Origin of the sequence: Phenylobacterium sp. (assembly GCF_030646615.1) — a bacterium.
In the GTDB taxonomy this organism is placed as follows: Bacteria; Pseudomonadota; Alphaproteobacteria; order Caulobacterales; family Caulobacteraceae; genus Phenylobacterium.
Genome location: NZ_JAUSLG010000070.1, coordinates 1 through 16,936, shown reverse-complemented (window position 1 = coordinate 16,936; position 16,936 = coordinate 1). Strand labels below are relative to the sequence as shown.

At 70.6% G+C, this 16,936-nt stretch carries 17 protein-coding genes; 4 read left to right on the top strand and 13 right to left on the bottom strand.

Going from position 1 to position 16,936, the window contains the following annotated elements:
- Positions 1–136: 136 nt before the first annotated feature.
- Genes Q7S93_RS12210 through Q7S93_RS12190 form a run of 5 tightly spaced genes read right to left on the bottom strand, consistent with a single transcriptional unit; the run spans position 137 to position 5,615 of the window.
- On the bottom strand, positions 137–595 hold the full coding sequence (locus tag Q7S93_RS12210; RefSeq protein ID WP_304714175.1) for a cytochrome c-type biogenesis protein: 459 nt from the start codon (positions 593–595) through the stop codon (positions 137–139).
- Positions 592–2,625 (bottom strand): heme lyase CcmF/NrfE family subunit, encoded by a 2,034-nt coding sequence (locus Q7S93_RS12205; RefSeq protein ID WP_304714174.1) that lies wholly within the window; start codon positions 2,623–2,625, stop codon positions 592–594. Before Q7S93_RS12205 ends, Q7S93_RS12210 begins: the two co-directional genes overlap by 4 nt.
- The gene (gene ccmE / locus Q7S93_RS12200) at positions 2,622–3,143 is read right to left on the bottom strand and encodes a cytochrome c maturation protein CcmE (protein ID WP_304714173.1); all 522 of its coding nucleotides are present in this window, start codon (positions 3,141–3,143) and stop codon (positions 2,622–2,624) included. Before ccmE ends, Q7S93_RS12205 begins: the two co-directional genes overlap by 4 nt.
- Positions 3,140–4,219 (bottom strand): c-type cytochrome biogenesis protein CcmI, encoded by a 1,080-nt coding sequence (ccmI, locus tag Q7S93_RS12195; RefSeq protein WP_304714172.1) that lies wholly within the window; start codon positions 4,217–4,219, stop codon positions 3,140–3,142. The genes ccmE and ccmI overlap by 4 nt, the downstream gene beginning before the upstream one ends.
- Before the next feature lie 58 nt (positions 4,220–4,277).
- A complete protein-coding gene (locus Q7S93_RS12190) occupies positions 4,278–5,615 on the bottom strand; it encodes a hypothetical protein (RefSeq protein WP_304714171.1) in 1,338 nt (445 codons plus the stop codon).
- A gap of 161 nt (positions 5,616–5,776) precedes the next feature.
- On the opposite strand from Q7S93_RS12190, the gene Q7S93_RS12185 reads away from it, so the two are divergent.
- Positions 5,777–6,409 carry an HD domain-containing protein gene (locus Q7S93_RS12185; protein WP_304714170.1) on the top strand — a complete coding sequence of 211 codons (633 nt, stop codon included), beginning with the start codon at positions 5,777–5,779 and terminating at the stop codon, positions 6,407–6,409.
- Between the two features lie 4 nt (positions 6,410–6,413).
- On the opposite strand, the gene Q7S93_RS12180 is transcribed toward Q7S93_RS12185, so the two are convergent.
- From Q7S93_RS12180 to Q7S93_RS12160, 5 genes are all read right to left on the bottom strand, one after another.
- The gene (locus Q7S93_RS12180) at positions 6,414–7,802 is read right to left on the bottom strand and encodes a sensor histidine kinase (RefSeq protein WP_304714169.1); all 1,389 of its coding nucleotides are present in this window, start codon (positions 7,800–7,802) and stop codon (positions 6,414–6,416) included.
- Positions 7,803–7,821: 19 nt separating this feature from the next.
- Positions 7,822–8,508, bottom strand: coding sequence for a response regulator transcription factor (locus Q7S93_RS12175; protein WP_304714168.1), 687 nt, complete (start codon positions 8,506–8,508; stop codon positions 7,822–7,824).
- Between the two features lie 27 nt (positions 8,509–8,535).
- Positions 8,536–8,871, bottom strand: a complete 336-nt coding sequence (locus tag Q7S93_RS12170) for a PepSY domain-containing protein (RefSeq protein WP_304714167.1) — start codon at positions 8,869–8,871, stop codon at positions 8,536–8,538.
- A 96-nt stretch (positions 8,872–8,967) separates the two neighbouring features.
- On the bottom strand, positions 8,968–9,903 hold the full coding sequence (locus Q7S93_RS12165; RefSeq protein WP_304714166.1) for a J domain-containing protein: 936 nt from the start codon (positions 9,901–9,903) through the stop codon (positions 8,968–8,970).
- 139 nt (positions 9,904–10,042) lie between these two features.
- Positions 10,043–10,510, bottom strand: coding sequence for a YcgN family cysteine cluster protein (locus Q7S93_RS12160; RefSeq protein WP_304714165.1), 468 nt, complete (start codon positions 10,508–10,510; stop codon positions 10,043–10,045).
- 53 nt (positions 10,511–10,563) lie between these two features.
- On the opposite strand from Q7S93_RS12160, the gene pbpC reads away from it, so the two are divergent.
- The gene (gene pbpC, locus Q7S93_RS12155; protein ID WP_304714164.1) at positions 10,564–12,786 is read left to right on the top strand and encodes a multimodular transpeptidase-transglycosylase PbpC; all 2,223 of its coding nucleotides are present in this window, start codon (positions 10,564–10,566) and stop codon (positions 12,784–12,786) included.
- A 36-nt stretch (positions 12,787–12,822) separates the two neighbouring features.
- Here the strand turns inward: pbpC and Q7S93_RS12150 are convergent, their stop codons facing one another.
- From Q7S93_RS12150 to Q7S93_RS12140, 3 genes are read right to left on the bottom strand one after another with little or no spacing between them, the layout of a single operon-like run.
- Entirely contained in the window at positions 12,823–13,293 is a 471-nt protein-coding gene (locus Q7S93_RS12150; RefSeq protein WP_304714163.1) for a response regulator, read from the bottom strand.
- On the bottom strand, positions 13,280–14,287 hold the full coding sequence (locus Q7S93_RS12145) for a sensor histidine kinase (protein ID WP_304714162.1): 1,008 nt from the start codon (positions 14,285–14,287) through the stop codon (positions 13,280–13,282). The genes Q7S93_RS12150 and Q7S93_RS12145 overlap by 14 nt, the downstream gene beginning before the upstream one ends.
- A gap of 2 nt (positions 14,288–14,289) precedes the next feature.
- Complete coding sequence (locus Q7S93_RS12140) at positions 14,290–14,820, bottom strand: methanogen output domain 1-containing protein (RefSeq protein ID WP_304714161.1); 531 nt, start codon at positions 14,818–14,820, stop codon at positions 14,290–14,292.
- 150 nt (positions 14,821–14,970) lie between these two features.
- Between Q7S93_RS12140 and Q7S93_RS12135 the strand changes: the two genes are divergently transcribed.
- Both Q7S93_RS12135 and Q7S93_RS12130 read left to right on the top strand, forming a co-directional pair.
- On the top strand, positions 14,971–15,219 hold the full coding sequence (locus Q7S93_RS12135; RefSeq protein WP_300579315.1) for a hypothetical protein: 249 nt from the start codon (positions 14,971–14,973) through the stop codon (positions 15,217–15,219).
- Between the two features lie 47 nt (positions 15,220–15,266).
- A partial coding sequence (locus Q7S93_RS12130; protein ID WP_304714160.1) for an ABC-F family ATP-binding cassette domain-containing protein occupies positions 15,267–16,936 on the top strand: 1,670 nt, incomplete at its 3' end.

The following is a 16,936-nucleotide window of genomic DNA, read 5'->3' as shown; positions in this document are numbered from 1 at the left end:
CGTTCAATTCCTTGCGGGCTCCTGGGGTCATAGCACATGCCCGCCGTCCTCTAGCTAGGTTCGATGCACCAGAGCGCAACCGCGCTCAACTTAACTTTAGGTCAGGCTTGGCGCCGCTTGAGGGCGCCCATAAGGCCTAAACTTGACCGTCGTCCTTGGCCAGTCGCGCCAGGGCGTCGGTCTCCGCCTGGCTCAACTCGCCCTCAGCCGGTCGGTTGCGCCAACGCCCGGCCAAGAGCGCGGCCCCGGCCAGCACGATCAGCAGGGGCGCGAACCACAGCGCCGCATTGGCCCAAGTGAACTGCGGCTTGAGCAGCACATATTCCCCGTAGCGGTCGGTGAGAAAGCGGCGGACCTCGGCGTCGCTCCGCCCCTCGGCCACCTCCTGGCGCACGACAGCCCGCAGATCGGCGGCCAACTCGGCGTGCGAATCATCGATCGACTCGTTCTGGCAGACGAGGCAGCGGACCTCCTTGAACAGGGTCCGGGCGCGGGCCTCCTGCACCGGATCGGCCAGCCGTTCGGACGGATCCGAAGCCGCCGCCATGCACAGAACGGCGCAGGCGGCGGCCAGCAGGCGGGCCAGCGCCTTCATGCCTGGCTCCCCACCGGCGCTTCGGCCGGCGCCGGCTCTGGATCTTGTACGGGCTTGGCCGGCGTGGCGCTCTTGCCGGCCGCCAGGCGCAGGCGGCGGTCGGACAGGGACACCACCCCGCCGAGCGCCATCAGGCCCGGTCCGAGAAAGATCAGCAGCGCCCAGGGGTTCCAATAGCCGGAGATCAGCCAGGCCGGCTGGCCGTCCAGGCCCTGTCGGCGTTCGCCCAACACCACATAGAGATGGCTGAGGCCGCGGGTGCAGATGGCGACCTCCGAGGTCGTCTGGCCGCCGGTGGTGTAGAGGCGGCGTTCGGGCGTCGCCGTACAGGCCAGGGGCCCGTTGGGCGCCAAGGCTCGCAGCACGCCGCGATCGGCCTCATAGTTGGGCCCCTGGACCGGCGCCACGTCCTCCAGGGTCAGGACATAGCCGCCGACCTCCAGCCGTTGGCCCAGGGACAGCACCTCGGCGGTCTCGGCCTTCCAGGTGGTCTCGAAAACGGCGCCCAGGACGAAGACGCCCAGGCCCGCATGGGCCAGCGTCATGCCCCAGGCCCCCCGCGGCAGGCCGCGCAGCCGGCGCAAGGCTTCAGATCCCGGCGCCCGGAACAGCCGGATGCGCTCGGCCACCTCGACCAGGGATCCCAGGATCAGCCAGGCGCCGAGCGTCAGGCCCGCGGCGCCGAACAGGCTGCGCGGCGCGGCGAGCGCCAGGGTCACCGCGCCGACAAGGCCCGCCAGGACCGCCGCCAGCCACAGGCGCTGGGCCACCGCGCCGGCGTCGGCCCGTTTCCAGGCCAGCAGCGGGCCGGCAGGGACCAGCAGCAGCAGGATGAACATCAGCGGCGTGAAGGTCAGGTTGAAATAGGGCGGCCCCACCGAGATCGCCTCGCCGGCGATGGCCTCACGGATCAGGGGGTAGAGGGTGCCCAGCAGGACCGTGGCGGTGGCCGCCGCCAGCAGGATGTTGTTGAGCACCAGAGCGCTCTCGCGGCTGATGGGGGCGAACAGACCGCCCCGGGCCATGGCCGGCGCCCGCCAGGCGAAAAGCGCGAAGCCCAGGCCCGACGTCACCCCGAGGATGGTCAGCAGCAGCACCCCGCGGGTGGGATCGACGGCGAAGGCGTGCACCGAGGTCAGCACGCCGGAGCGCACCAGGAAGGCGCCCAGCATGGAGAAGGTGAAGCCGCCCAGCGCCAGGAAGATGGTCCAGCCCGGCAGCGCCCCGCGGCGCTCGGTCACCACGGCCGAGTGCAGCAGGGCCGTGGCGATCAGCCAGGGCATGAAGCTGGCGTTCTCCACCGGATCCCAGAACCACCAGCCCCCCCAGCCGAGCTCGTAATAGGCCCAGAAGGCGCCAAGGGTGATGCCGACGGTCAGCGCGCTCCAGGCCGCCAGGGTCCAGGGGCGCACCCAACGGGCCCAGGCGGCGTCGGCGCGGCCTTCCACAAGGGCGGCGACGGCCAGGGAGAAGACCACCGACAGGCCCACATAGCCGGCATAGAGGAAGGGCGGATGCAGGATCAGCGCCGGGTCCTGCAGCAACGGGTTCAGGGAGCGGCCCTCCACCGGCGGCTCAATCAGCCGCCAGAAGGGATTCGACGCGAAGACGGTATAGGCCAGGAAGACCACGCCGATGGCCCCCTGCGTCGCCACAGCCACGCTCTTTAGGCCCGCCGACAGACCGCGCCCATAGCCGGCCAGCAGGGCGCCATAGCCGGTCAGGGCCAGGCACCAGAGAAGCATCGAGCCCTCATGGCTGCCCCAGGCCGCGCCGACCTTGTAGAGCAGCGGCTTGGCGCTGTGGGAATTGGCCGCCACATTGGCGACGCTGAAGTCCGAGACCACGAAGGCGTAGACCAGGGTGGCGAAGGACACCGCCAGCGCCCCGAAGGCGCCGATGGCCGCCCCCTCCCCGATCGCCGCCAGCACCGGCGCACGACGCAGCCGCGCGGCCACGGACGCGCCGGCCTGCAGCAGCGACAGAACCAGGGACAGGACGAGGGCGAAGGCCCCGATCTCGATGATCATTGGCCGCCCGCCCCACCATAGGGGGCCGCGGCCGGGTGCCGGGCGTCCGGAACCCGCGGCGCGCCGTCGCCACGCCATTCGCCCTGTTCCTTCAAGGCGTTCTGCAGGTCGCGGGGCATGTAGGTCTCGTCATGCTTGGCCAGCAGGCGTCGCGCCTCGAAGACCCCATCCTCGCGGAAGGCGCCGGTGGCCACCACGCCCTGCCCCTCGCGGAACAGGTCCGGCGGATCACCCTGGAAGGTGACCGGCGTCATGGTGATCTGGTCGGCGACGACGAAGTCCAGCCGGCCATCAGGATGCTTCACCACGCTGCCGCCGGCCACGAGACCGCCCAGCTGGATGGTGCGGCCAGGCTCAGGCCGGGTCTCGGCCGCCTGGGCCGGGGTGTAGAAATAGGAGATGGAATCCGACAGGCCCCACAGGGTCAGGCCCACCGCCAGGGCCAGCACCGGCGCCACGGTCGAGAGCACCACCAGCCGGCGTCGCGCCTTGCGGGATTTCGGCAACCAACCGGTCATCGCATGGGCTCCGTAGCCGCCGCCTGGGCGAGTTGAGACAGGATCTGGGCGTCATTGGCATAGCGGGCGCGGGCCACCGCCAATGCGGAATCCCGGGAGGCCACATCGCCAAGCACGGCGTAGGACCGCACCAGCCGCACCCAGCCCTCGGGGTCGTCGGGCTCGGCCGCCAGGCGGGCGGCCAGGCCGTCCACCATGGCCTGGATCTCCGGCGCGCCGACCTGGGGCGCCGGCTTCGGACGCGGCCCTTCCGCCACGTCGGCGATGGCCGCCTGCAGCACCGGGCGGCGGGGGTCGTCGGCGGGGAGGTCGGCCAGCAGGGCGCGCCACCGGGCGAGGCCCGTCTCGACCTCACCGGCCTCGATCTGGCCACGGGCGAGGTGGAAGCGCGCGGCGTGGGCCTGCGGGTCCTGCTCCAGGGCGCGCTGGAAGGCGGCGGCGGCCTGCTGGGTCACCTCCCCGTCAGCCTCCATCATCAGCGCCTCGCCCAGCGACTCCCACAGATCGGCCCGCTCGGGCGCCAGGCCGATGGCTTGGCGCAGGGCGCGGGCGGCGGCGGCGGGGTCGCCCGACGCCATCTCGGCGATGGAGAGGAAGCGGTAGGGCTCAGGATCGCCGGGCCGCTCGGCGGTCACCGCGCGCAGGACCGCGGCCATCTGCGGCGCGTCGAGCTGAGTGGGCGGCATGGCGCGCCACTGGGCCAGGCGCTGGGCCTGAGGCCGGTCGCCATAGCCGGGCGAGCCGACGACGAGATACAGGGCCAGGGCCGCCACGGGCGCCAAGCCAGCCAGCAGCACAAGGCCACGACGGCGATCCGCCCCCGGAACCCAGCCGGTCTCCGTCGTCTCGGCGGCCGACAAAAGCCGCCGCGCCGCCTCCGCATGGGCGCTGCGGCGCTCGTCGGCGGCGATGAGGCCGCGGTCGGCCAGTTCGTCAATCTCGGCCAGCTGCCGGCGATAGAGCGGCAGGGTGGAGTCGGCGCCCTGCGGCGTCGCAGCAGCGCGGGCGGCGCGCCGCAGAATGAGCCCCGCAACAGCCGCCGAGATCACCCCGACGGCAATCCAGAAAACGATCATGCGCGCCCTTTAGACCAAAGGCCTGGCGCGCGCGAGAGGGCACAGGCCGACCGCGGCGTCAGACCGCGGCGAGGCGCCGGCGCAGGGTCTCGGCCGACTGGCGGTCCCGGGCGATCGCCAGCAGGTCGGCCGTCTCGGCCAGCAGGGCGCGGGCGATCGCAGGATCGGGCGCATCGCCCTGTTTCAGATGGTCGAGGGCGTCCTCGGCGAAGGCGTCGAGATGAGCCTCCAGCGCTTCCATCACCTGGGTCCGGGTGGCCGCGAAACCCCCGTGGTTGGCGGCGCCGCGGATTTCCTGGGCCAAGGCCACCAGGGTCTTGGCGGTCTGAACATGCGCAGCAGCCGGGGGCTGGGTCAGCAGGGCGGCGTCGCGGGTCGTGCGGCCAAGGCGGACCTGGGTGGTGGGCAGCACCCGTCGGACAGCCTTGTCAATCTCACGCAGACGGGCCTCGACCAGGCGGGCCAGGGTCGCCTTCTGGCGGGCGACGCGGGCCCCCCAGGGTCCTTGGCGGGTCAGTTCGACATTGCCCTCCAGCTCTGCGATCTGGGCGGTCACGCTGTCGATGGCGGCGGCCGCCGATCGGACGGCGGCCATGCCGCCGCTGGAGTCGAAGCCCTCGACCTGGGCCAGTCCGGCGTCGATCGAATCGAGCACCCGCAGGCCGAAGTCGGCCAGTTCCGAGCCGGCCAGATAGGTCTCCGGCGGGCGGTCCATGATCGCTGAGATGAGCCGCAGGATCATCCATGACTGGGGCAGATGGGCGCCCAGCATCTCGAAGAACCCGGGACCGGCGTCCTCGGCGATGGCCACCGTGTCCTTGTAGGCGATCCGGGCGACGGCGGCGTCCTCATCGGTGACCCGCTGGATCCAGTCTGGCAGGCGCCCCACGGCGGTGCGCAGGATCGGGATCATGTCCAGGCAGTCGGCCAGCAGGCGGGCGCCGTCCGGGCGCGCGGCCTCGGCGAGGTCGGCGGCGGCGGCGAACTTCGGATGGTTGCGCTGCCTCACGCCCTTGGCGGCGCGGCGCGCCAGCACGTCATAGGGCTCGGGCGAGCTCTGCCCGGGCTGAAATTCTTCCTGGAGCGCGGCGGCGCGACCGACCTCATGGGTCGCCTGATCGCGCAGGGCGCGCCAGACCAGCGCCAGGGCCCGGGCCGGAAAGGTCAGGCGTTCGGTGCGCCCGTCGCCGACACAGAGCGGCACGATCGGATAAAGCACCGCATTGCGAAGCTGGCGGTCCCGGGCCTCGGTCTCGACCAGCAGGCGCACGTCCACCAGGCCGGAATCGCCGCTGGCGCCGGACAGGGCGCCGCGCAGGTCGCCGACCACCCGGTCGGGCGCCGACTCCACCATCTGGCGCAGGATCGCAAGTTTCTGTTCGGGCAACCCGCCCATATGAGGTCCTCAACGCGCCAGTCGGCGCAGGGGCGACCCTGCCCCAGGCCCGGTTAAGGCTTCCCTTAACCCTACCGATCCGCAGCCTGACGAAAGGTGCGGCGTGGCGTCACTTGTCGCGTGTGGAAAGCTGGTCCGTCGCTTTGCCCGGGGAGACTCGAATGGACCGCGCCCAGTCCTGCGCCTTCTGGCTGGACCCTGGCCCGCCAGCCCCCGGCCACGGGCTGGCGGGAGAGACCAAGGCCCGCCTGCGCGCCGCCTATGGCGAGCCCCACCGCCGCTATCACGACATGACCCACATCGCCGACTGCCTGGCCGAACTGGCCGCGGTCGAAGGCCTGGCCGATGAGCGCCGACTTCGCCTGGCCTATGCGATCTGGTGGCACGACGTGGTCTATGACCCCACACGCAGCGACAACGAGGCCGCCAGCGCCGCCCAGGCCCAGCGCGATCTCACCGCCCTGGGGGAATCAGAAGCGACCTGCGCCGAGGTCGCGCGCCTGATCGAACTGACCACCGGGCATCAGGTGGGCGAGAACGACGCCGACGGCGCTCTGCTGGTCTCCATCGACCTGGCGGTGTTGGGACGCTCGCCCGCGGGCTACGACGCCTATGCTGCAGCGATCCGCCAGGAATACGCCCACGTGCCCGACGCCTTCTTCCGACCGGGGCGGGCCAGCGTGCTCAAACGGATCCTGGAGGCCCAGCCCATCTATCCCGAGCCCGCCTATCGCGCGCGCTACGAGGATCAGGCCCGCGCCAATCTGGCCCGCGAGATCGCGGCCTTGAGCTGAGGCCTCAGGTCTCGGCGCGGGGAAGATCCATGGCCACCAGCAGGCCGCCCAGCTTGGCCTCGTCCAGGCGGAGATCGCCCCCGTAGGCCCGGGCCAGTTCGTCGATGATCGACAGGCCCAGGCCCGAGCCCGGCGCGCTCTCGTCCAACCTGGCGCCTCGGCGCAGAACCTCGGGGCGGCGGGCGGCGGGCAGCCCCGGGCCATTGTCTTCGATGGTCAGCCGCAACCGCTCCGGAGACAGGCTCGTGGCGCGGACCCGCACCTTGCCCCGGCTCCATTGGGCGGCGTTCTCCATGGCGTTGCCGGCCATCTCCAGCAGGTCCTGGCGCTCGCCCTGGAAGAACAGGTCCTCATCGCAATCCCAGTCGATCTCGACGCCCTTGTCCTGGAAGATGCGCGAGAGAGTGCGCGCCAGTTCGTCCAGCACATCGGCCACGTCGGTGCGCTCGCCCCGGCCAGGGGTGCGGGCGGCGGCCCGGGCGCGTCGCAGGTGGTGGTCCACCTGCTGGCGCATCACCTCGGCCTGGCGCTCCACCACCTCGCCGAGCGGGCTGGGCGTCTGGCGGGACTCCGTCAGCATCACCGACAGAGGAGTCTTCAGGGCGTGGGCGAGGTTGCCCACGTGGGTGCGCTGGCGCTCGACCACCTCCTGGTTGTGGCTGACCAGGGCGTTCAGCTCCTCGGCCAGGGGTTCGAGCTCGATGGGGTAGCGGCCGGCGATCCGTTCAGCCTTGCCCCGGCGGACCTCGGCCACTTCGCGCTGCAGGGCGAACAGGGGGCGCAGTCCAAAGCGGACCTGGAAGACCACCGCGCCCACGAGGCCGGCGCCCAGCAGCAGGAAGGCCACCGCCGTGGCGGTGATAAAGCCCCGGACGTCCTGGTCGATGGGCGAGCGGTCCTCGGCGGCCATGAAGATCAGCGGCGCCTGGCGCCCCGGCAGGGTGGCGCGGCTGGCCATGGCCCGCAAAGGCTGGCTGATCGGGCCAGGGGTCTCATAGATGACCGGTCGGCCGGGGCTGGCCTCCAGCCGGGCGACCAGATCCTCCGGCGCCACCAGTTCGGCGTCCCACAGGGAGCGGGACCGGACGACGATCCGCCACTGGCCGTCCGACAGGGGTTCGGCCACCTGCCAGTAACGGCCGGAATAGGCCCGCAGGGCCCGCAGGTCGGTCAGGGCCGGCGCCAGGACCTGGCCGGACTCGTCCACCGTCGTGCCGGCCAGCAGGTTGACGATCAGCTCGGCCAAACCCTCGTCGAACCGGCGCAGGGCCGCCTGCTGGAACAGCAGCGACAGCACCAGGGCCGAGACCAGCAGGACGGTCAGGCTCCAGCCGGCCGCCAGGATGACCAGGCGGCGGACCAGGGACGACTTGCGAAAGCCGGCCAGCATCATGGGCGCAGGCCAGCGGCGCTCAAGAGGCGCTCGTCTCGGTTTCCTCGGCGGGGCAGGTCAGTCGGTAGCCGAGACCGCGGACGGTCTCGATGCGGTCGGCGCCGATCTTCTTGCGGATACGGCCGACAAAAACCTCGATGGTGTTGGAGTCCCGGTCGAAGTCCTGGTCGTAGAGATGGTCCACCAGGTCGGTGCGGCTGATCACCCGGCCCTGGTGCATCATCAGATAGTGCAGCAGCCGGTATTCCAGCGAGGTCAGGCGCAGGGGCTCGCCATTGACCGAGGCCCGGGCCGCCCGGGGGTCCAGCCGCAGGCCGCCGCAGGTCAGGTTGGGCGCCGCATGGCCGGCCGAACGGCGCAGCAGGGCGCGCAGGCGGGCCAGCAGCTCCTCGGTATGGAAGGGCTTGGTCAGATAGTCGTCGGCCCCGGCGTCGAAGCCCGCCACCTTTTCGCTCCAGGCGCCGCGGGCGGTCAGGATCAGCACGGGCGTGGCCATCTCGCCGCGGCGCCAGCGCTCCAGCACCGAGACCCCGTCCACCTTGGGCAGGCCGAGGTCGAGGATCACGGCGTCGTAGGGCTCGGTCTCGCCCAGGAACTGGGCTTCTTCGCCATCCGGCGCATGGTCGACGGCGTAGCCGGCGTCGCCAAGGGCGGCCTTGAGCTGGCGCGACAGGTCGGGATCGTCCTCGACAAGCAGGATGCGCATGGGTTCGGCCTCCCTTAAAGGTCTAGCTCAGCCGCCCTGGCGGCCGATGATGGCGCCGGACTCGGCGTCGGCGATGAAGATGATCACCTCGCCGCCCGGGGTCTGCCACTGCACGAAATAGGCGGGGCGCCCGTTGTGCGCGCCCTGGGTGGTGTTCAGGTGCCGGCCCGGCGTGCGCTGGGCGATGGCGGCCAGAACCTGGGACAGGGGCGCTTGGCGCCCCGCGCGCACGGCGGCGCGGGCGGCGTCCTGATCGCCGCGGCCCGCCCCGAAGGACGAGCGCATGTCCGAGCCATACTGGGCATGCGCCGCGCCAGGCGCGGCGGCGGCCAGAAGGACGGCGATGACGGCGAGGTGTTTCATGAACGCCGATCTAGGCCTTGACGACTGAACCGTGGCTGAACGCGGCGGTAAGATATCGCCAAGCGCTCGCTTCACCTTAGCGCGTCTGACGGGGCTTTAGCTACGCCGCTTGGGGACGGCCTTCGGCGCATAGGGCCGCTTGTCCCGCCAGGCCTGGGCGAACTTGACCAGTTCCGCATCGGGCGGCTCGGGCAGGGTGACCACCAGCCGCGCCAGGAGATCGCCTCGCTTCCCCGCCGCGTCGGGCAGGCCACGGCCCTTGAGGCGCAGCATCGCGCCGGAATTGGCGCCGGGCGGGACGGTCAGGGTGACCGGCCCCTCCGGGGTCGGCGCCTCGACCTTTCCCCCGAGCACGGCGTCATAGACGGTGACGGGCAGGTCCATCACCAGCCGGTCGCCCTCCAGATGGAAGATCGGGTGCGGTCGGATGTTCAGCTCGATGAAGGCGTCGCCCGGCCCGGCCCGGCCCGGCGAGCCCTGGCCCTTCAGGCGCAGGGTCTGGCCCTCGGCCGCGCCCTTGGGGATGGTGACGTCGATGGTGCGCCCGTCGGAGAAGGCGATCCGCTTCTTGCCGCCGGCGATGGCTTCCTCAAGGTCGATGTCGAGGCGTGCGCGCACGTCCGCACCACGGGCGAAGCCGCCGCCGCCGCCGAAGCCTGCGCCCGGGCCACGCCCCCCGCCCCGGCCGCCGAACATCTCGCCGAGAATGTCGCCGAGATCGACGCCGTCGAAGGTTTCGGCCCGGGTCTGCCCGCGGCCCTCGAAGCCGCCGGGGCTCCAGCCGCCGCCATAGCCGCGGCCGGTCTCATGGCCATCGCCGTCGATCTCGCCGGCGTCGAATTTCTTGCGCTTGTCGGGGTCGCCCAGGATGTCGAAGGCCGCGCTGACCCGCTTGAACCGCTCCTCAGCCGCAGCATCCCCGGGATTGGCGTCAGGGTGATGCTGCTTGGCGAGCTTGCGGAACGCCTTGCGGATCTCGTCGGCGTTCGCGCCGCGGGCGACGCCAAGCTCCTGGTAGGGATCGCGCGCCAAGGAATGAACTCTCCCAGTCGGTTCTGTTTCGTCCGCCCCGTCGGGGGCTCTCATGGGCTCTAGATTGTGCGAGGGGCGAAGTCACGCAAGAGCGTGTGTGGCAATAAAGTCACATACACGTGGCTATTGTCCCCAGGGTTCAGTCGCCGCTGCGATCCTCCATCAGATCCCAGGCCGCATAGGTCCAGGCGTCCTCCAGATCCTCCAGCTCGTCCTCGCTGAAGGTTTCGCCGCGGATGGACACGCCGGCCGCGTGCACGCTCTCGGGGTCGCCCGTCACCAGCGGGTGCCAGACGGGCAGGTCCTTGCCCTCGTGCAGGCGACGATAGGCGCAGCTCAGCGGCATCCAGGGGAGCTTGGCGATATTGCCCGGGGTCAGCTTCACGCAGTCAGGGACATGGGCCTTGCGCTCGGCATAGTTGGAGCAGGCGCAGGCGTTGGAGTCGAACAGCCGGCAATGCACGCGGGTGGGGATAACCTGGCCGCTGTCCTCATCCTCGAAGCGAACGAGACAGCAAAGCCCACACCCGTCGCATAGGCTCTCCCACTCCTGAGCCGTCATCTGTTCGAGGGACTTGGTCTGCCAAAAGGGTTTGTGCCTGCTCACGCGCCCGTCCTAAACCCAAAGCGCCTCCGCCGCCATCCGGGCACCTAGCGAACGTGAACGACTGGACCCTCGACCCCTACCGTTTTCCGGACAATGAGCCGGAACGGCCGCGCCCCGCGCGCGCGCCGCAGCCCCGTGACGCCGCCTCAAAGCGCGCGTTGCGCGAGGGCGAGGACGGATTTGGCCGTCGCCCCCAGCCGCCGCGCCAGGGACCACCCCCGCCGCCCGGGGGGGACGACCCCGACGATCCCTTCATCCTGCCGCCCCGGGACCGGCGGAGACGGCGATGGGGCTGGCTGTGGAAGACCCTGGCCATCCTGGTCCTGGCGCTCGCCCTGGCGGTGGTCGGCGGCGGCCTCTATCTGCAGAATCGGTTCCTGCAGGACGTGCCGGAACTTCCGCCCCAGGCGCAGCTCTACGCCTTCAACCGGGCGCCGGGGATCAAGTTCTTCGACCGCAATGGCGACCTCATCGCCTCCCGCGGGCCGCGCTATGGGGACCGGGTGCGACTGGGCGCCCTGCCCGACTACGTCCCCCTGGCCTTCCTGGCGGCGGAGGACCACCGCTTCTACCAGCACGGCCCCATCGATCTGCAGGCCATCGCCCGGGCCAGCTATGTGAACTGGACGGCCGGCGGCGTGGTCCAGGGGGGGTCGACCCTGTCGCAGCAGATCGCCAAGAGCCTCTTCCTGACCCCGGACCAGACCTTCCGCCGCAAGATCCAGGAGGCGGCGCTCGCCTGGCGGCTGGAGCGGATGCTGACCAAGGACGAGGTGCTGGAGCTCTATCTCAACCGCATCTATTTCGGGGCCAACACCTTCGGCGTGGACGGGGCGGCGCGGACCTATTTCGGCAAGCCGGCCAGCCAGCTGACCCTGGCGGAGTCCGCCCTGCTGGCGGCCCTGCCCAAGGCGCCTTCGCGCCTGGCTCTGACCAACGACATGGAAGCCGCCTTGCAACGGTCCCGCTGGGTGCTGCAGCGGATGCACGACACCGGGTGGATCAGTCGCGCAGAGATGGAGGCCGCCCAGGCGCAGACGCCGCAACTGGCCCCCACGGCCACCTCCAACGAGGGTTCCTACGGCTATCTGCTGGACCACGCCACCAACGAGGTGCTGCGCCAGATCGGCCCCAATTCGCCGGACCTGCTGGTGCGCCTGTCGATCGACCCGGCGCTGCAGGTCGAGGCCGCAGCCATCCTCAACCAGGTGATGGCCACTGACGGCGCCCGGGCCGGCGCGGGCCAGGCCGCCCTGGTCGCCCTGGGACCCGATGGCTCGGTGCGGGCCATGGTCGGCGGGGTGGACTACGGCGCCAGCGTCTTCAACCGGGCGACCCAGGCCCGGCGTCAGCCGGGCTCAACCTTCAAGCCGTTCATCTACGCCGCGGCCTTGGAAAAGGGCGTCCTGCCCAGCGACGTGCGGGTGGACGGCCCGGTGCGGTTCGGCGACTGGCGGCCCGGCAACTATGGCGGCGGCTATCGCGGCCCGGTGAGCGTGGAGACGGCCCTGGCGCGATCGATCAACACGGTCGCCGTCAAGCTGGGGGCCGAGGCCGGCGGCCCGGCCCTGGGGGACATTTCCCGCCGCTTCGGCTTCACCACCATTCCAGCCAATCCCAGCCTGGCGGTGACCCTGGGCTCCTATGAGGTGAGCCTCATGGAGTTGACCAGCGCCTTCCAGGTGTTCCAGCAGGCCGGCGGCCGGGTGACGCCCTCGATCATCGAGGAGATCCGCACCGTCGACGGCGACAGCGTGTTTCTGCGCGCGCCCTCAGGCCCCATGCCGGCCCTCGATCTCACCTATGCGAGCATGATGGTGAAGATGATGAAGCGCGTGATCACCGGGGGCACCGGCGCGCGCGCGGCCTTCGACTGGCCCGCGGCGGGCAAGACCGGCACCAGCCAGAACTGGCGGGACGCCTGGTTCGTGGGCTTCACCGACGAATACGTCACCGGCGTCTGGGTGGGGAACGACGACGACAGCCCCATGAACCGGGTCACCGGCGGCGACATTCCCTCACAGATCTGGCGCCGGGTGATGATCGAGGCCCATGCGGGTATGGAGATCCGCGACTTCGACTGGCTGGTGGACGATCCCGAGCCGATGTTCGAGGACGACTACCGCAACGACTACTATCGAGGCTTGGCCGGCGAGTTCGCCCGCGCCGCCGCTGAAGCCGAACCCCCGCCCCTGCCGCCGGCGCCCGCCGTGCCCCAACCGCGGGACGAATACGACGCCAGCCGGCCGATCCCGGAGGAAGACATCCCCTTCTAGGGCAGGCCCGCGATGGGGCGCAAAACCCGTTGGCGTTCAGTTGAGGAGACGGGCGAACTGCACCAGGAGGTCCGGAATGCGCGAGGCTATGACGGGCTTGGTGATCCAACCCAGGGGACGCGCATCGGCGGCCCGTTGACGGACCTCAGCGTCGTTATGCGCGCTGACGAACACCGAGGGGATATCATACAGCAGGCGAGCGTCCTTCGCCGCCTCGACCCCATCGCGCTCGCCGAGCAGCCGGATGTCCATCAGAATAAGGTCCGGCGTCTCGCGGCGACAGATCTCCAGCGCCTCCTCGGCCGAGCTCGCCAGCCCCACGACCTCATAGCCGGCGCCCTCCAGGGCGGCCTGCCACTCGCCCGCCACCAACCAGTTGTCTTCTGTGATCAAGACCCGACGGCCCAGGGGGAAGTCGGCGTCCGCCTCTCCATCGCCCTGGGGCAGGCCGGGAGCGCCCTCTCGCGGCCCCCGGGGCTGGAGGCGGTAATGATCAGGATAAGGCATGGGTCGCCTCCGCAAGCGGGAACGAAACGACGGCCACGGCGCCGTCGTCAGACTGAACGGTGAATTGGCCGCCGATCTGGCGGCACAGGCCCCTCACCAGGCCCAGACCCGAGGAGGATGGCCCTGAAGCCGATGGGGTGAACCCCGGCCCGTTGTCCCGCACGGTCAGCACGGCCTCGTCACCGAGCCGGACAAAACTCAGCGACACGGCTGCGGCCGGACCATCGGCATACTTCACTGCATTGGTGAGCAGTTCGTTGGCGATCAGCGCCAGGGGGAAGGCCAGATCGTTGGGCGCCACAATGGGCTCGGCCCTGACCTCAATGGCGATCCGAACGCCCGCCAGGGTCTGGACCGTCTCGGCGAGGGCGCTGAGCATCTGATCGACCCGCAGGCCATTGCCGGCGTCCTCGGCGTACATCAGGCGCTGCGCGTCAAACAGCGCCGCAAGCTTGGACTGCAGCATCTTCACGAACTGCTTGCGGCCGGGATCGTCGCTCTCACGCCCGGCGGACGACACCAGGGCCAGGATCATCTGGAGGTGATTTTTCGTCCGATGCTGAAGCTCGCGATAGAGCACCTTGTTGTGCGCCAGGGATTCTTCGAGCTCGGCCTGCACCCGCCGGCGCACGGAGATTTCGCCATTCAGCTCCCGCACCTGTGCGGTCAGGGCGGCGAACTGGTCTCCAGCCGCGTCGCGGAGTTTGATGGCGTAGTCGATGGCGCCCTCCCGCCGCAGGGCCAGCGCCTCGACCTTCGCCTCGGCCTCGGCGGCAGGGGCCCCCGCCAGGCGGAGAGCGCCCAGCACCGGGTCGGCTGATCCCGAGGCGCGTTCAAGCAGGTTCTGCAGCCCGTCGAGGTCGGCGAACAGCTGGCGCCAGCTGTCGCCCGAATCCCCAAAGCGCGCACGGGCCGCTCGGTTCATCTCGATGATCCGCCCATCCCCGGCAAAAATGACGACGGGGTCGCGGATAAACTTGGCGATGGGATCCATACTCAGCAGTCGGCCAGGTCCGGCCGCACCCGGCGGAAGTACTCGCGCGCCTCTCCCTCCCCCTCCCTCGGGGTCAGGTAGACGGTCACATGGCAGCCCGGATCGCCCCGGGCGATCGCCTTGTCGATCTGGACGCGGGCATAGCCCAGGTTCTCGCCGGCCACGTGTCCGAAGACGTTGGAGGTCATCATGCACAGGGCCGGCCGACCGGCCACGAAGGTCCCGAACGGACAGGAATTGCTGGCGAAGACGATGCGATCCTCGCGCTGCTCGACGATGTAGAAGTCGCCCTTGATCCGTTGCTTGAGGTCCACGAGCACCTGAGCCACCTGATCTGCCGACAGGCGATCAACGGCCAGGGCGGCCCGGTACTTCTCATCCAGGGCCTTGCCCACCGCCGCCCCGACAACGCTGATATAGCCCGAGGCCTCCTCAAGGCCGACAACGTCCTGCAGGGCGCCCGACAGCTCGCGCAGCAGGGTCCGCAGGAACATGTCCCGCTCAAGATCGATCTCCAGGTGATCGAGCGACATCAGGGCTCCCGCCGCGACAAGCGCCGCGCATCGGCGGCCAATCGCAACCTATAGATTGTCCCGCGCCGCCCCAAAATGGTTTTCCGTAGCGCCTGCGGCGGGAGACGGCTCGCCCTTGACGCCGGCCTCCAATCAGCGGCCGGGATAGGGATGGCGAAAGAAACCGTGCACATCCTCCAGTCCTATGTCGCCGGCCGCGGAAAGGCCCTCAAGGCCGAACAGCAGGTCGGCTGCGCCAGCGCCGAGGAGGCCCGCCGCAAGGCCGAGCGGCTGGCGCCTCTGCGGGTGGCGGTGGTGGCCTTCTCGGTCTCGGCCGACACCGAGATGGGCGATTATGACGAGAACCCCGTGATCCTGTTCCGATCCGGTCCGCTTCCGCCGCCTTTCGACGAGGCCTGACCGGCGTTTATCGCCTGCGCCCTTGCGGGGGGGCCAAAGCGCGCTATGTGCCTAGCCCTATGAAGCCCCCCGTCCTCGCGCTCAAGAACGTCCGTCTCGCAGACGGGCCCCGCATGCTGTTCGACGGCGTCGATCTGGCGCTGGAGCCCCGCAGCCGAGCCGCCCTGGTCGGACGCAACGGGGCGGGCAAGTCCACCCTGATGCGGATCCTGGCCGGCCTCACCGAGGCCGATGACGGCGAGCGCGCCGTCACCCCGGGGACCAAGGTCGCCTATGTGCTGCAGGAGCCGCTGATCGTCGGCGACACCCTGCTGGATCACGCCACCGCCGGCGGCGCGGCCCCCCACGAGGCCGCCGCGGCCCTGGAGAGTTTCGGCCTCGACCCGAACAAGGCCGCCACCGGCCTGTCCGGCGGCGAGACCCGACGGGTCGCCCTGGCCCGGGCCCTGGCCGAGGACCCCGACGTCCTGCTGCTGGACGAGCCCACCAACCACCTGGACATCCTGGCCATCGAAACCCTGGAAGGCGCCATCGCCGCCAGCCGGGCCAGCGTCTTGATCGTCAGCCACGACCGCGCCTTTCTGGAGCGGGTGACGCAGCGCTGCTTCTGGCTGGAGAACCGCAAGGTCCGCAAACTCGACCGGGGCTTTTCGGCTTTCGACGCCTGGGTGGAGCAGCTCACCGCCGCCGAGGCCGACGAGGCGAGGCGCCAGGACAAGGCCCTGGAGCGCGAGACCCACTGGCTGGCCCGCGGCGTCACCGGCCGTCGCGCCCGCAACGAAGGCCGCCGCCGGCGTCTGATGGAGATGCGCGAGGCCAAGGCCGACCGGCTGCGCGACACCCGCGGCGCCATGGCCATGGGCGTGGCCACGGCCGGGACCTCCGGCCAGCGGGTGGTCGAGGTGAAGGGCCTCTCCAAGAGGTTCGGCGACCGGGTGATCCTGGAGGATTTCTCCACCCGCATCCTGCGCGGTGACCGGATCGCCGTGGTCGGGCCCAACGGGGCGGGCAAGACGACACTGGTCAAGCTACTGCTCGGCGAACTGCCGGCCGATTCCGGCGAGGTGATTCTCGGGACCAATCTGGAGGTGGCCTATATCGACCAGGCCCGGGCCGACCTGAAGGACGACATGCTGCTGAAGGACGCGCTGGCGCCGCTCGGCGGCGACCAGATCATGGTCCGCGGGGCGCCCAAGCATGTGGCCGCCTACGCCAAGGAATTCCTGTTCACCGACGCCCAGATCCGCCAGCCCGTCCGCAGCCTGTCGGGCGGCGAGCGCAACCGCCTGCTGCTGGCCCGGGCGCTCGCCCAGCCGGCCAATCTGATGGTGCTGGACGAACCCACCAACGATCTGGACATGGAGACCCTCGACCTCCTGGAGGAGATGCTCTCGGACTATGAGGGCACCCTCATCCTGGTGAGCCATGACCGCGATTTCGTCGACCGGCTGGCCACCTCGACCATCGGCCTCAATGGCCGCGGCCAGGTGGTGGAGACCCCCGGCGGCTGGCTGGACTTCCTGAGCCAGAATCCCGGCTTCTTCGGCGTGTCGCCCGCCAAGGCGCCCGGCGGGCGTCGCGGGGCTGCAGCTCAGGCGGCGGCGGCGGCTACGGCGGCGGCTGCGGCGGCTCCCGCCGCAAAGGCCGCCAAGCTCTCCTACAAGGAACAGCGCCGGCTGGAAGAGCTGACCGGCCTGATCGCCGACCTGCCCGACAA